Source organism: Streptomyces sp. CA-106110, from assembly GCF_050936285.1.
Classification (GTDB): domain Bacteria; phylum Actinomycetota; class Actinomycetes; order Streptomycetales; family Streptomycetaceae; genus Streptomyces.
This window is the reverse complement of record NZ_JBNJNB010000001.1, coordinates 413,884-428,198: the sequence shown is the minus strand read 5'-3', so window position 1 is coordinate 428,198 and position 14,315 is coordinate 413,884. Positions and strand designations below refer to the sequence as shown.

Sequence of the window (14,315 nt, the reverse complement as noted above, 5' to 3'; positions counted from 1 at the left end):
GTTGGCCTTGGCTCACTTCACGGGGTTGTGGGACGAGCCGACCGCGCGGCCCTTGGAGTGGGGATTGGTAGTGGCAGTGGGGGTTGCGGTCGGGGACGCGATACCGGTGGAGGCCGCGGTAGGACCGGGTGCGGCCGCCGCAGAGGCGGCGGAGGCTGTCGACTGGTCGGCGGAGCCGGAGACCTTCTGCGTCGGCGTGAGGCGGGAGTTCGTCTGCGCCACGGCAGGGCTCCCATTCCCTGCGGAGTGGCCTGTGCCGGAAGAGGCGTCGGGAGCGGTCGCCCGGGGCGTGGTCGGGTGCGGGGAGTCCGGTTGCGGGACGAACGGGGCGTTGAGGGTGGGGCCGCCCAGCAGGGTGCTGATCAACAGGGCCACGTAGCCGCCGGCTGGGATCACCAGCAGCCGGGCGGCGCGCAGCACGCGACGCTGGCGTCGACCCGAGGAGTCGACGAAGACGGGCCGAACCGACTCGCTCTTCGGCGCACCCGGTCCTGGCGCGGAAGAGCCGGGCGGGTCGAGTTCTGGAGGCGGCACGGTGAGCATGTCGCCGTGGGGAGCGTCCCACCCCGTAGTGGCAGGGTTTGGCCCGGCGGCGTAGGGATCCGTGGCGATGACGTAGAGATTCGGCCTGGTGGTGTAGGGGTCCGTCCCCGCCACATGGGCATGGCCCGCCGGATGCGTCTGCTGCGTGACTTGTTCCGGGGCCCAGGGCATCGTGGCCGTGTCGGTGGGGGCGCTGCCGCCGTGCTCGTAGCCATAGGCATACGCGTACCCGGCGCCGCCGTACGGATCCTCGCCGTATGCTCTGCCGCTTTCGTCCGTCCACTGCACGAGTCGTGCTCCTTGTCCTGGCCGACCGACACAGTCGTCCGCTTAGACAGAGCGAACTCGGCCGGAAGCGTTACACCTGGCCTCGCAGTGCAGAACGAATCAACCGAAAGGGGGCGTAGTTGGATCCTGTCACTCGACATCAGCCGACCGTCTCAGTTTCCGTCTCGTTCGCCAGAGTCCGGACTCGTTCACCGCTGTTCAGCAGCTGTGGTGACCAGACCAGAACGGGCTCGGATGCAGGTGAACGCCCGTGCACTCACCCCGACATCCCACCAATACAGGTGGAAAGCGTGCACCCGGGTCCGGGGTACCGTGCGGGGCGTGTCAGGCGAACGAGCCGACGTCAGACTGAGCCGCGGTTGAGGCAAACGGTCCAAGCTCCCGGCCAAAGTCGGTCCGCCGACCGCTCGATAACGTGCACGCTGTGAGCAATGACCGTGAGGACTTGAGGCTGAGGAAGGTCACGCCCAGCGGGGTCGATCGCCTGCATCAGCTCGCTGAGCGGGTGCGGCAGGATCTGTCTGCATCTGGCCTGACCGTTCACGCCACCGCTGAACACGACCCCGTGCCGGATGAAGGGGGCGGCTGGATCGAGCTGGACGACTTCGACGACGCCGGAGGAGGGGTCTGGCTTCACTGGGAGCTGCATCCCCGGGTGCGGGAAGCAATCCGGACTGCTATCCAACGTGCAGAGATCGATGATCCTTTCCTGAAGGTCGCAAGCGAGACCTACAAGCACACGGTGACGGCAGTCCTCGCCACGCTGACGGCGCTTGGCTACGAAGCCGAACGGAGCAGGGACGACTACCGCCCGTACGCCGTACGCGTGCTTGCGCACCCCGACGTCCACGCGTGACTGGCACCGTCCCCGCACGGGATGAAGCGGCTCATCTCCCGCTCCTTCCTCCCCGCCCCAGGTTGCGCAACTTTTGCCACTCCACTGACGTCCGGCCCCGCTCCTGCCAGTACGGGTGGAACAGCACCTCGCTCGACAGCCGGCGCAGGCGCTGCCGCAGCTCGGTTCGGCCGGGCCGCTCGGCGAGCTGCCGGTAAGTGGCACTCCACTCCTGCTGCGCCAGTAGTTCGGCGACGTGGTGGTCGTACAAAGCGTGGACCACGGAGCGGCCCTTGACGGCGGCGGCCCGGTAGGCGATGCCGTGCCGCTGCTGCACGTTGAAGACACTCTCCCATGGTCAGACGGCCAGACCGGGCAGCAAGACCGGCGCACCGAGCGCGAGCTCTTCCGACACCGAGCTTGCCCCTGACCATTTTGCCTGGTCAGGGGCCGTTCACCTGTGCGGTGGGTGTGGGATTTGAACCCACCGTGGCTCGCCACGATAGTTTTCAACCCTGTCCGCTGGTAGTGGTCAGGGGCTCAGGCCGTGTTTGTGGAGCGTGGCCGACACTCGGAAGCGGATGCGCCCACACTGCTCACGATCTTCCCCAGCCACAGTGGGACACGTTCCCTCGCCCTCTCGGCTTCCGGCTCCGTCGGCTTGATCTCAGGCATGAGTCGCAGGCCAGCCGTGCCCGTTGCGTGCCCGGTCCGGCGTCACGTAGCGCCGATCGCGCTCCGACCCAGGTCAGGGAGTGCCAGGTCAGCCGCCATCTGCACCAACAGGGAGCTAACGGCTAGATTTCGTTGCGGTCACGGACTGTCAAGTCGGCATCAAGGCAATCGGCACGCGCGTCAGGAAGGCACTAACGCCATATCCCTGAGCGCTCGTGCCACGTTTCGCTACCTCTGCCGGTTCCACCGGTACCCGCTCCTGGCCCCTGTGTCCCCCACGCCTGGTAGGGGCCGGGCGGCTTCGTTCATCGTTCCCGTTCCAAGGTGTCTTCGTGTCAGACGTGGTTTTTATCGTGCTCAGCCTCGTACTCTTCGGCCTCCTCGGGTTGGCGGTCAAGGGGGTGGAGCGGCTGTGAGCATCGAGAACATTGTCGGAGTGACAGTCGCAGGGTGCCTGATGGTCTACCTGATCTGCTGCCTGATCGTCCCGGAGCGCTTCTAGTGAATGAGACTCTCGCGGGCTGGCTCCAGATCCTGGCCCTTATAGGCGCGTTGGCGCTGAGCTACCGTCCGCTCGGCGACTACATGGCGCACGTCTTGACCACCGGCAAGCACTGGCGGGTGGAGCGCGCGGTCTACCGTGCAGGCGGTGTGGACGGGGATGCCGAGCAGACGTGGGGCGCGTACCTGCGCAGCGTGCTGGCATTCTCACTGGTTCCGTGCTTTTCCTCTATGGGTTCCTGCGACTGCAGAACCACTTCCTGCTGTCGCTCGGCATGAAGGCGATGTCGCCGGACCTGGCGTTCAATACAGCAGTGTCCTTCGTCACCACCACCGACTGGCAGGCGTACTCGGGCGAATCTGCGTTGGGCCACTTGGTGCAGATGGTGGGCCTGGTGGTGCAGAACTTCGTTGGGGCCGCTGTTGCCATCGCTGTGATGGCCACATTGATCCGCGGTTTCGCGCGGAAGAAGACCGCCTACATCGGCAACTTCTGGGTGGACTTGACCCGCATTGTGCTACGGGTGCTGCTACCGATCTCGTTCATCTTCGCGATCGTGCTGGTGGCCGGTGGCGTGATTGAGAACTTCCACGGCTTCCAGTCGATCACGACCATCGCGGGCGACCACCAGAGCCTCACCGGCGGTCCGGTCGCCTCCCAAGAGGCGATCAAGGAGCTCGGGACCAACGGTGGCGGGTTCTACAACGCCAACTCGGCCCACCCGTTCGAGAACCCCAACGCCTTCACCAACTGGCTCGAGCTGTATCTGTTCACGGTGATCGGCTTCAGCCTGCCGCGCACCTTCGGCACGATGATCGGCGACAAGCGCCAGGGCTACGCCATCGTCGCCGTGATGGGCCTGATCTGGGCCACCTCCATTGCCATCATCACCGCCAACGAACTGCACAGCGTGGGCAGCTCGGCCGGACATCTGGCCGGCGGAATGATGGAAGGCAAGGAGCAGCGGTTCGGTGTCTGGGCCTCGGCACTCTTCGCCGCTTCCGCGACCCTCACCTCCGCCGGTGCGGTCAACTCCTTCCACGACTCGTTCACGCCGGGTGGCGGCGGTATGACGATGTTCAACATCATGCTCGGTGAGATCGCGCCCGGCGGTACCGGTTCGGGTCTGTACGGAATCTTGATCCTGGCGATGGTCGCGGTCTTTGTCGCGGGACTCATGGTCGGCCGTACGCCCGAGTACCTGGGCAAGAAGCTCACCGGCCGGGAGATGAAGTTTGCCTCGCTGTACATCCTCACCACACCGGTGCTCGCACTGATCGGCGCGGGCATTGCCATGGCGCTGCCGGGCGAGCGGGCGAGCATGCTCAACTCCGGTCCGCATGGGTTCTCCGAAGTGCTCTACGCCTTCACCTCGGCAGCCAACAACAACGGTTCGGCGTTCGCGGGTCTGCCCGTGAACACCGTCTGGTACAACGTGGCGCTCGGCGTGGTGCTCCTCCTCGGCCGCTTCCTGCCCATCATCTTCGTCCTGGGCCTGGCCGGATCTCTCGCCAATCAGCAGCCCGTGGCGATCACCAAGGGCTCGTTGCCCACCCACCGGCCGGAGTTCATCGGCCTGCTGTTCGGCGTGATCCTCCTCGTCATCGGCCTCACCTACTTCCCCGCCCTGGCTCTGGGGCCGATCGCGGAAGGTCTCCACTGATGTCCCTGACCACCGTCGAAACCCCGGTCTCCCCTGGAGAGACTCCGAACAAACCGCGGGAGCCGCACCGCGTATCGGGCGGGCTCCTCGATCCGAAGCAACTCATCGCCTCGCTTCCCGACGCGGTCACGAAACTCAACCCCCGGGTCATGTTCAAGAACCCGGTCATGTTCGTGGTCGAGATCGGCGCACTGCTGACCACGTTGTCGGGCATCAAGAACCCGAGCATCTTCGCTTGGGTGATCAGCGCTTGGCTGTGGCTGACCGTGATCTTCGCCAACCTCGCCGAGGCCGTCGCCGAGGGCCGCGGCAAGGCACAAGCGGAAACACTGCGCCGCACCAAGACCGACACCATGGCGCGTCGTCTCGCAGGCTGGAAACCCGGGGCCTTCGCCACGCCGGAAGAGGAAGTCTCCGGCAGCGCATTGAAACTCGGCGACCATGTCGTGGTAGAGGCAGGGCAGATCATCCCGGGCGACGGTGACGTGGTCGAGGGCGTCGCCAGTGTCGACGAGTCCGCAATCACGGGCGAGTCGGCACCGGTGATCCGTGAGTCGGGCGGTGACCGCTCGGCGGTCACCGGTGGCACCAAGGTTCTCTCGGACCGCATCGTCGTGAAGATCACCTCCAAGCCGGGTGAGACCTTCATCGACCGCATGATCGCCCTGGTGGAGGGCGTGGCGAGGCAGAAGACGCCGAACGAGATCGCGCTCAACATCCTGCTGGCGTCGCTGGCCATTGTCTTCCTGCTCGCGGTCGTCACGCTGCAGCCCTTCGCGGCCTACGCGCACGCCAAGCAGAGCATCGTCATCCTTGCCTCCCTCCTGGTGGCGCTGATTCCGACGACCATCGGTGCCCTGCTCTCCGCGATCGGCATCGCTGGTATGGACCGGCTCGTGCAGCGCAACGTCTTGGCGATGTCCGGACGCGCGGTGGAAGCGACGGGTGACGTCAACACGCTGCTGCTCGACAAGACCGGCACCATCACCTTCGGCAACCGTCAGGCGTCGGAGTTCGTGGCGCTCCGCGGGGTGAGTACTCAGGAACTGGCGGAGGCGGCGCAGTTGTCGTCGCTGGCGGATGAGACGCCCGAAGGCCGCTCGGTCGTCGTGCTGGCCAAGGAGGTGTACGGACAGCCGGAGCGTGTCGAAGGCCAGTTTGGCCACGCCGCATTCGTACCCTTCACAGCCCAGACCCGCATGTCCGGCATCGACCTCACCCAAGATGGCGTAACCAGCCAGGTACGCAAGGGAGCCGCCTCGGCGGTGACGGCCTGGGTGGCCGACAATGGCGGTCAGGCCGGTGATGAGGTGCGGGAGATCGTCGACCGGATCTCGCAGGCGGGTGGCACTCCGCTCGTCGTCGCCACGACCCGCAACGGCAACGCCCGCGCGCTGGGCGTCATCCATCTCAAGGACGTGGTCAAGCCCGGGATCCGGGAGCGGTTCGATGAGCTGCGACGGATGGGCATCAAGACCGTCATGATCACGGGTGACAACCCGCTGACGGCCAAGGCGATCGCCGAGGAGGCGGGCGTCGACGACTTCCTCGCGGAGGCGACTCCCGAGGACAAGATGGCGCTGATCAAGCGGGAGCAGGCGGGCGGCAAGCTCGTTGCGATGACCGGTGACGGCACCAACGACGCCCCGGCCCTGGCGCAGGCGGACGTCGGCGTGGCGATGAACACGGGTACGTCGGCCGCCAAGGAGGCCGGCAACATGGTCGACCTCGACTCCAACCCGACCAAGCTCATCGAGATCGTGGAGATCGGCAAGCAGCTGCTGATCACCCGTGGTGCGCTGACGACGTTCTCCATCGCCAACGATGTCGCGAAGTACTTCGCGATCATCCCGGCCATGTTCGCCGGCGCGTACCCGGGCCTGAACAAGCTGAACATCATGCACCTGCACAGCCCGACCTCGGCGATCTCCTCCGCGATCATCTTCAACGCTCTGATCATCGTGGTCCTGATCCCGCTCGCGCTGCGCGGTGTACGCTACCGGCCCGCCTCGGCAACCTCACTTCTGAACCGCAACATCTGGATCTACGGCATGGGTGGCCTGGTGCTGCCGTTCATCGGCATCAAGCTCATCGACCTCGTCATCCAGTTCATCCCCGGTCTGCGCTGACCGAGACGGAAGGCAGTCATCATGCCCAGCTTTCTTCCCCCCGTGGTCCGCAACCACCTGTCGTCTCTCCGGATGCTGTTGGTGTTCACCGTGATCACCGGGGTCGCCTACCCCCTGGCGGTCACAGCGGTCGCCCAGGCCGCCTTCCCCGACCAGGCCAACGGCTCCCTGGTGAAACACAACGACAAGATCGTCGGCTCCAGCCTCATCGGCCAGAACTTCAACCTGCCCCTGAAGAAGGGCCAGACGAGCGCGGACCCGGACCCCAAGTGGTTCCAGCCGCGGCCGTCCGCTGCCGGCACCAACGGCTACGACCCCACGGCCTCGAGCGCCTCCAACCTGGGACCGAACAGCTCGGTTCTGATCCAGGCGATCAAGCAACGCCGCGTAGCCGTCGCCAAGTTCGACGGTGTGGACCCGTCGACAGTCCCGGTCGACGCTCTGACCGCGTCCGGGTCGGGTCTCGACGCGGACATCTCCGCAGCCTATGCGTACGAGCAGGTCAACCGCGTGGCCAAGGCCCGAGGCCTTGATCCGGCAGCGGTCCGCACGCTGGTCGGCGACCACATCACCGGCCGTGCCCTGGGCTTCCTCGGAAACGAGTACGTCGATGTCATCAAGCTCAACCTGGCGCTGACCAACCTCAAGTGACGTGATGGCGCCTGAGGTCTGTGTGATGTTGTGATCACTCTTCGGGTTCCGTCCTCTGTGCGGGGACGGGACCCGGTAGGACGCTGGGCGTGATGCGCAGGCAACTCACCGACGACGAGTGGAAGCTCATCGAGCCCTATCTGCCGATCGGCGGGTCCGACCCGCACCCCAAGCGACCGCGGGAGCAGTTTTGAAGGGGTGATCCGGCGGATCCGCACCGGCGTCAGTGGCGGGGGATGTCCCGCGAGTTCCGCCCTTGTTCGACGGTCTACAGCCGCATCCGGGCCGGGAGGGGTGCCGGCGTCTTACGGCTTGGTGCGCGATAGCTGACACCCCCTGCCTAGTGCAGCGCGTCGCAGGTCCTTTGCCGGTAGCTCGTGGCTGAATTGGTGACGCTGTGCGAGCGTGCAGGGACCCTGCAGGAAGCGGTCCTCGGACAACCCAGCCTCGGGTCCGGCGCCCGGTGGGCAGGGGCTGGGTTGTCCCAGCATCGCCTGGTCCGGTTACTCTCGGATCGGTGTCAGCAAGCTGTGAGCGCGGTAGCCCAGATCCACATCTGGAACGGCCGTGCCATCGGCGTAGGCCCGGGTGCGTCCGCCTACCTCGGCCGACAGCCCGGACCGCTCGGTGAGCCAGGCCGCCAGATCCGGGACGAGGCTCAGAACGACCAGTGCGAAGTCGCTGGTATAGAAGTCGCGGATGTGCGCGGCCAGCAGGGCGATCCGGTGCGGGGAGCAGGCATGGGCGAGTTCGGGGAATTCGCTGATGAACCAGCCGTCGGCCAGCTCACGGTAGATGTCATCCTCGGTGGGAGGTTCCTCGCCCTCCTCCTCGAGCGGGAAATCGTCAGGGACCGCGTTGCGGCCGGGCCGGAATTCGGCACGCCAGGCCGCGAACTCGGCGATCCACGCGTCCTTGCCGGTCGGCTGTGCGGGTGCGGGGGTGCCGGCGGTCGCGGTTCTCCCGTCGAGGAAGTCCGAGCGGCGGAGCTCCTGGGCCAGCCGACGGCAGCGGTGGAATTCCGCGTACTGCCCTTCCGACTCGCCCCCGGGGTGGAAGAAGCCTGCCGGGTCCGGGAGCAGCCGCGCGGCGAGGTGGGGGTCCGAGACGGGTTCGAGACGGCATCCGGACGTGGCGACCGGTCCGACGGCGGCCAGCCAGGATTCCAATGCCTGGTCGGCGTCCGGGAAGTATCCGGCACCGACTGTCAGCGCGTCGCTGCCGCAGGCGTCGATGTCCCACAGGTACCACCGGTCCGGGCCATCTGCGGCGGCGAACGGCGCGGTGACGGCGAACCGGGTGCCGTAGGCGTCCCGGCACCATAGGGCCGTGCCGGTCGGTGCGGCGGCGATCGAGCCATCCGGAAGCGACGCGGTACGTTCCCGCAGGTCCGTGACGGTCTTGATGGCGACTTGGGCTGCAGGGTGCGGGGTGATCCTGGCGAGGGCCAGCAGCAACCGCCATGCGCCGTTCCGCGATTGCGGCTCGTCGGCGGCCGTGACTGCCTGGAAGGCTGCTTGCACGGTGGCATCGGTCACGGCGTCGAGCAGCTGGTCCGGGCTGTAGGTGTCGAGGATCTCGGCGGCTCCTGATTCCCGCCGCGCGTCGCTCGCCGCGTCTTGCCCGGAAAGCGTCCGGCCCAAGCGGCGACACAACTCGTCCTCGGTCCAGGATGCCAAGCCGTCCGCGGCGACCAGGCCGGTGACGATCGGTTCGGCGTCGCATGCCGCGAGATCCATCCGGTGCCGGTCGAGCCGGCGACGGTACTCCCCGAAGTTGGCCGACTCCCCCCACAGGCTTCGCGCCGACTGCCCCCACGGCGCTGCTTCCTGTCCGGCCGTGCGATTGGCGGGATTACCCGACTGCCTCGCCCTGGCGGCGGACTGTGACTTCTTCTTCTTGCGCGGCTTCGAGACTGGCACCCGACCATTGTATGAACGTGCCGCGGAGCATCATCGCCGGAATCCTGCTTTGCCCAGATAGGCGATGAATGCATACCACTGCCCGGCACGTCACGGCCCGCCGGATACCCGGAGCGTTATGCGGCTTGTGTGAAGGTATCGGGGGCGGGTTGGGGGTGGCGGTCGAGGTAGCGGGCGTGTTCGGCGTCGGCGTCGTAGCGCCACCGGTAGGGGCGGGCGGTGCGGTTGTAGTCGACGGTGTAGGCGGTGATCTGGGCTTCGAGGTCTTCGCGGGAGGCGAAGTCGCCGCGGCGGAGCAGGCGGCGGGTCAGCGCGCTGAACCACTGCTCGACCATGTTCAGCCAGGAGGCGTGCTTGGGCGTGTGGGTGACGGCGAAGCGGGGGTGGGCGGCCAGCCAGGCGCGGGTGGCCTTGGAGGTGTGCGAGGAGCCGTTGTCCATGATCAGATGGATCCGCAGGGCGGGGTCGGTCAGCTGGTCCAGTTGCCGCAGGAAGGCGATGAAGGTGGCCGAGTCGTTGCGGGCGATGCGCTGGGCGATCACCTGTCCGGTGGCGACGTCCAGGGCCGCGATGATGGAGACCGTGCCGTGGCGGCGGTATTCGAACTCGCGGCGTTGGTCGTGTCCGGGGCCGGCGGGCAGGTTCGGGTGGCGGCGGGACTTGGCCTGTATGCCGGTCTTCTCGTCCACGCTGACGAGCACGGTGGCGGGCGGCAGGTTCAGGTAGAGGCGGCACACGGCGCCGACCTGGGCCCAGAAGGCCGGGTCGTCGGCGCGGTTGAGCCAGCCGCGGACCTTGTGCGGGCGTACCTCGGCCTCGGCCAGGATCCGTCCCACCGTGGAGGGGGAGGGGGCCGGACCGCGCTCGGCCAGGTGCGCGGCGATCGAGGCACGGGTCCACACCGAGGCGCCCTCCGGTGGGGTGGAGGTGGCGGTGGCCACCACCGCGAGGCGCTCGCTGGGGCCGTACCGCTCCGGGCGGCCGCTGCGGGGGCGGTCGAACAGCCCCGGCACCCCGCGACGGCGGAAACGCTCGCGCCAGGTACGCACGGTGGGCAGGCTGCACCCGAGCCGGGCGGCGATGTGCGTATGGGGCAGGCCCTCGGTGGCCAGCAGCACGATCCGGGCCCGCCGCACCACCGCCTGCCCGGCCCGCGTACTGGCCACGATCGTGCGCAGTTTGCGCTCCTGCTTGCGGGACAGCGTCAAGGGCGCGGCAGCCGGGTGGGCCATCTATGCTCCTGCGGACAAAAAATGAGTGCACGTCAGCTGCATCCTTGTCCGGCCGCTCCCACGTCTGCGGCCCGCCCGCCTCGCCCTTGTCCCGCCACGGGGCCCGCCTGCGCCACACTGGGCACCATGCCGGTCCCTTCCCGCAGGCTCAAGGACGACGTCGATGGCACAGTCGACCACCACGCCGCGCAACAGGGCCGCTGGCCCGCCCTGGCCGAGGTCGACATCCGCTGGCGCGGCTCGTTCAGCTACCTGACCGCGATCATCCAACGCGGCGGACAGGACGAGCGCATCCCGCTGTGCCGCATCGAGTACCTCGGCAAGGACGAGGAGTGGGGCTTCGCTCTGTACTCGCCCGCCACTGACTCCTACACCCCGGCACTCCTGCACACTGGCACCGACACCGGCCACCCCAACGATGCCTTCGATACGGCAGCTCTCATCCACCTCGCCGGCTACGAGGCGTAACAGCAGGGGGCCGCCCAACTGGCAAAGGACCTGCGACGCGCTGCACTAGGTACGCGAACGGCCGTTCGGGACGATCATGATTGTGACGTCAGGATGGGCCCGCACGGCCTTGAGGCATCGTATCTGTACGGGGATCCCGCGCCGCCGCTTAAGCAAGCTGATTGTGGAGCTGGCCGACCCGTGGACGGCCCGTGAGGAGTCCCGGCTGCGCGAACGCCGAGGCCACGACCGGCAGCGCGCCGCAGGAGCCGGCCCCGACCACGAACTGGTCTTCACCGACCGGGTCATTGCCACCCTGGTCGTCCTGCGCTTCCAACTCCCGCACGCCGCCCTCGCCGTGTTCTACGGCGTGGACCGCTCCACGATCACCCGCGCCGTTCACGAGGTACGCCCCCTGCTCGCCGCCCGCGGTTTCGCTATCCCCGATGGCCCCGACCTGCGGCTTCGCTCCCTGGCTGATGTCTTCGCCTACGCCGCCTCCCACGGTGTGGAACTGCGGATCGACGGTACCGAGGTCCGTGTACGCCGCCCCCGGGCGAACAAGCCCGGCCGCCGGGCGTTCGTCTCCGGCAAGATGAAGCAGAACACCAAGAAGGCCAGCGTCATCAGCGACGAGAAGGGCCGCACCCTGTGGACCGGGGCCATCCGGCCCGGCCGTATGCACGATCAGACCGCGCTGAAGACCGAAGGCATCTCGGACCTGTTCGAGCAGTTCCCCCAGGTGAAGGCCAAGGTGGACGCCGGATACCGAGGCCTGGCCAAACAGTTTCCCAACCAGGTCGAAGCCCCGCCACTGAAGCCGAAGAAGGATTCCCCGCCCGAAGAAGTAGCTGTCTGGGAGGCCGCTCGCAAGAAGCAGTCCTCCGAGCGGATTCCAGTCGAGCACGCCAACGCCGAGCACAAGCAGTGGCGGTCCCTCCAGCGCTGGATCGGACGCCGCGAGTACTACGACGAGACCCACCTGGCCATCGCCAGCCTGGTCTCCGACCGCACCGCCGAGCGGTGATCATCCACCAGCCAACCCGCCAGGCCAACACGACCCGACCTCAATCGCGCACCAACTCGTTAGGGCGCGCAGAGAATCAACATGCTGGTTTGATCTTCGTTGGTGGCTGGTTGCCGTACCTGTCGAGGTGGGTAGCCAGGTCCGTTGGGGTGCGGAATCTGGCTGTCGACGGCGGGATCGTGTGGCCGGCCTCGGCCAGGAGGGGTCGCACTTCCTGGACAGCGCGGGTGAGGGTGCTTCTGGTGACGCCGAAGAGCTGGGCAAGCAAGTCATGGGTGCCGATCTTGCGCTGGTAGAGCACGGTGGCCAGGATCCGGTCGGCGTCGGAGAGCTTGTCCTTGGCCCCTGCGCCGCGTGTTCGGTGTCGTTCGCCGCCCCGTCGCTCGTGGCGGAGCCGCTCGCGCTGTTCGGCCAGGGCAGGGATCAGATCGTTGAGCAGGGTGTCCAGTTCGACGAAGGTCATGCCGGTCAGCTCAGGGTCCCAGAGCATGGAGCCGTCGATGCGAGCCGGTGCTGCAGCCGGCCGGGCGACGGTCGCGGGATCCGTCCTCGGGCCGGGAGTGGGCGGGGCATCGGCGGGGTGGAGCGTGTAGTTCCAGTCTCCGTGGAAGCGGTGCCTGCTCATCGCCAGGGCGTCGATCTCGGCGTCGGTGACTTTGATGCCGGTGTCGTAGGTGTTGGTGTCGAGTGCGGCCTCGACCCGGAGCCCGGTGCCGGTGGTGGTGGCTGCGATGGTATTCACGATGACGTCGTGGCTGGTCAGCGGTCTGCCGCGCCAGTTCATGGAGATGTGGGAGAACAGCCGGTGCTCCACTCTGTTCCATTTCGATGTGCCGGGCGGCATGTGGCAGACCGTGATCTGCAGGCCGGTCTCGGCCGCGAGGGCTGCGAGTTCGGTCTTCCATGCGCGGGTGCGGTAGCCATTGGAGCCGCCGGCGTCCGCGGTGATCAGCAGCCGTGCGGCATGCGGGTAGTCGTGCCGGCCACGGGCATGCCACCAGCGGCCAATCGAAGCGACCGCGAAGGCCGCGGTGTCGTGGTCGCACCCGACGTTGACCCAGCCGGTGTTCGCCGTGATGTCGTAGATCCCGTAGGGGATCGCCTTGCCCGGCCCCTGCCGGTCGAGGAAGTCGTGCGTCTTGACCTGCACCGGCTCGCCCTGAGGCTGCCACTCACGCCCAGCGTTCTTGTACTCGCCGACCAGCTCTTTCTTCTTCGTGTCCACGCTGATCACCGGATCCCCGGCGTCTCGGTGATCGCGGGCCTGTTCGTTGATGTAGCGGAACTGCGCGTCGCGGTCGGGATGCTGGCTGCCCTCGATCGTCTTGGCGTTGGCCTGCAGACTGAAGCCCTCCTCGCGCAGCAGGTCACCGACGGTGTCCGCCGAAACGCGATGGCCCTGCCGAGTGAGTTCACCGGCGAGTTTGCGCGTCGACTTCGTCGTCCAGCGCAGCGGCGACATCGGATCCCCACGCATATCCGGCTCGACCAGCGCCAACAGCGCAGGACGCAACCCCTCGTCCACCTCGGCCGCCCTCTTACGCCCGCCGCCGGGGCGGCGGACCCGTCCCGAAGGCTCCGCACCCGCCTCCAGCTCGTCGACGCCCTTGCGGACGGTGGTCTCGCTGACCCCGGCCGCCTGCGCGACCGCCCGGATCCCGCCGTGTCCCAGGATCCGGGCCTCGGTTCCCATCAGCAGACGGCGCTGACGCTCGTCCAGGTGCGGAACCAACACCGCTAATCTCACAAAGAGTTGATCACGAGTCTCCTGCGATATGGCCATATCACATCAACGAGCCAGATCCACGGAAGCAACACCTTGATTCTCTGCGCGCCCTTAGCACGGTCGCTGTACAGCAGCGGAGTACATCAACCACCGCATCCGAGGGTGGCTGTCAATGGCCGCCGATGAGCACACGACCAGCCTCCTGAACCGGAATGACCTCGTGGCCGATAGTTCGGGACGAAGAGGTCGTGACGGCAGACTCTGACGGCAACGTCAGCACACTGGATCTGCCACGGGCGACTCTCAGGACGCTCACCATGCCTGGCCATGGGCCAGGTGGGCAGGCGGGCCGCTCAGTTGGCCGAACTCCTGTAGCGGATGTCGCCGTGCCATAGTCGTGCCGCATGAGGAGAAATCTCCCGCAGCACATCAAAGCTGTCGTCCGTCGGGCGGCGGCGAAAGTCCGCAGGCCCGCAGCACCTCCGGCATGACCGTAAATGGGTCTCCGCTGGCGACCCATCGAAAGTGGACCACCATCATCACGTCATCGACGCTCTCTCGCACGAACCCATCCACGATGCCTGGGCAGCCCACACGTTCACACACAACGACCTCGCCTGGCTCCACCTCGTTAGCAATCTGTTGGTAGCACCCCATGTCGGGGTATCCCGAGAA

Annotated in this window: 11 protein-coding genes and 1 pseudogene; 7 read left to right on the top strand and 5 right to left on the bottom strand. The window is 67.1% G+C overall.

The genetic code is table 11. The features are described 5' to 3' along the window. Nucleotides 1-12 precede the first annotated feature (12 nt). Complete coding sequence (locus ACQEXA_RS02145; protein ID WP_432930415.1) at nucleotides 13-831, bottom strand: hypothetical protein; 819 nt, start codon at nucleotides 829-831, stop codon at nucleotides 13-15. Between the two features lie 424 nt (nucleotides 832-1,255). On the opposite strand from ACQEXA_RS02145, the gene ACQEXA_RS02140 reads away from it, so the two are divergent. Further along, nucleotides 1,256-1,687 carry a hypothetical protein gene (locus tag ACQEXA_RS02140; RefSeq protein ID WP_433128357.1) on the top strand — a complete coding sequence of 144 codons (432 nt, stop codon included), beginning with the start codon at nucleotides 1,256-1,258 and terminating at the stop codon, nucleotides 1,685-1,687. Nucleotides 1,688-1,718: 31 nt separating this feature from the next. Here ACQEXA_RS02140 and ACQEXA_RS02135 read toward each other — a convergent pair whose 3' ends face one another. Continuing rightward, nucleotides 1,719-1,949 carry a hypothetical protein gene (locus ACQEXA_RS02135; RefSeq protein ID WP_433134422.1) on the bottom strand — a complete coding sequence of 77 codons (231 nt, stop codon included), beginning with the start codon at nucleotides 1,947-1,949 and terminating at the stop codon, nucleotides 1,719-1,721. Between the two features lie 804 nt (nucleotides 1,950-2,753). Between ACQEXA_RS02135 and ACQEXA_RS02130 the strand changes: the two genes are divergently transcribed. From ACQEXA_RS02130 to kdpC, 4 genes and pseudogenes are all read left to right on the top strand, one after another. Beyond that, nucleotides 2,754-2,843, top strand: a complete 90-nt coding sequence (locus tag ACQEXA_RS02130) for a K(+)-transporting ATPase subunit F (RefSeq protein WP_433128355.1) — start codon at nucleotides 2,754-2,756, stop codon at nucleotides 2,841-2,843. Next, nucleotides 2,843-4,506 (top strand): annotated as a pseudogene (kdpA, locus tag ACQEXA_RS02125) (potassium-transporting ATPase subunit KdpA). The gene ACQEXA_RS02130 and the pseudogene kdpA overlap by 1 nt, the downstream one beginning before the upstream one ends. Further along, entirely contained in the window at nucleotides 4,506-6,635 is a 2,130-nt protein-coding gene (gene kdpB / locus ACQEXA_RS02120) for a potassium-transporting ATPase subunit KdpB (RefSeq protein ID WP_433128353.1), read from the top strand. Before kdpA ends, kdpB begins: the two are co-directional and overlap by 1 nt. 21 nt (nucleotides 6,636-6,656) lie before the next feature. Beyond that, nucleotides 6,657-7,286 (top strand): potassium-transporting ATPase subunit KdpC, encoded by a 630-nt coding sequence (gene kdpC / locus ACQEXA_RS02115; RefSeq protein WP_432937761.1) that lies wholly within the window; start codon nucleotides 6,657-6,659, stop codon nucleotides 7,284-7,286. Nucleotides 7,287-7,789: 503 nt separating this feature from the next. On the opposite strand, the gene ACQEXA_RS02110 is transcribed toward kdpC, so the two are convergent. Together ACQEXA_RS02110 and ACQEXA_RS02105 are read right to left on the bottom strand one after the other, a co-directional pair. Continuing rightward, nucleotides 7,790-9,208 (bottom strand): hypothetical protein, encoded by a 1,419-nt coding sequence (locus ACQEXA_RS02110; protein ID WP_433128351.1) that lies wholly within the window; start codon nucleotides 9,206-9,208, stop codon nucleotides 7,790-7,792. A gap of 116 nt (nucleotides 9,209-9,324) precedes the next feature. Continuing rightward, nucleotides 9,325-10,440 carry an IS630 family transposase gene (locus ACQEXA_RS02105; RefSeq protein ID WP_433128349.1) on the bottom strand — a complete coding sequence of 372 codons (1,116 nt, stop codon included), beginning with the start codon at nucleotides 10,438-10,440 and terminating at the stop codon, nucleotides 9,325-9,327. A 126-nt stretch (nucleotides 10,441-10,566) separates the two neighbouring features. On the opposite strand from ACQEXA_RS02105, the gene ACQEXA_RS02100 reads away from it, so the two are divergent. Both ACQEXA_RS02100 and ACQEXA_RS02095 read left to right on the top strand, forming a co-directional pair. Next, nucleotides 10,567-10,908, top strand: coding sequence for a hypothetical protein (locus ACQEXA_RS02100; RefSeq protein ID WP_433128347.1), 342 nt, complete (start codon nucleotides 10,567-10,569; stop codon nucleotides 10,906-10,908). Nucleotides 10,909-10,984: 76 nt separating this feature from the next. Continuing rightward, nucleotides 10,985-11,914, top strand: a complete 930-nt coding sequence (locus tag ACQEXA_RS02095; protein ID WP_432922089.1) for a transposase family protein — start codon at nucleotides 10,985-10,987, stop codon at nucleotides 11,912-11,914. Nucleotides 11,915-11,990: 76 nt separating this feature from the next. On the opposite strand, the gene ACQEXA_RS02090 is transcribed toward ACQEXA_RS02095, so the two are convergent. Further along, complete coding sequence (locus tag ACQEXA_RS02090; protein WP_433128026.1) at nucleotides 11,991-13,697, bottom strand: ISAzo13 family transposase; 1,707 nt, start codon at nucleotides 13,695-13,697, stop codon at nucleotides 11,991-11,993. Between the last annotated feature and the right edge of the window lie 618 nt (nucleotides 13,698-14,315).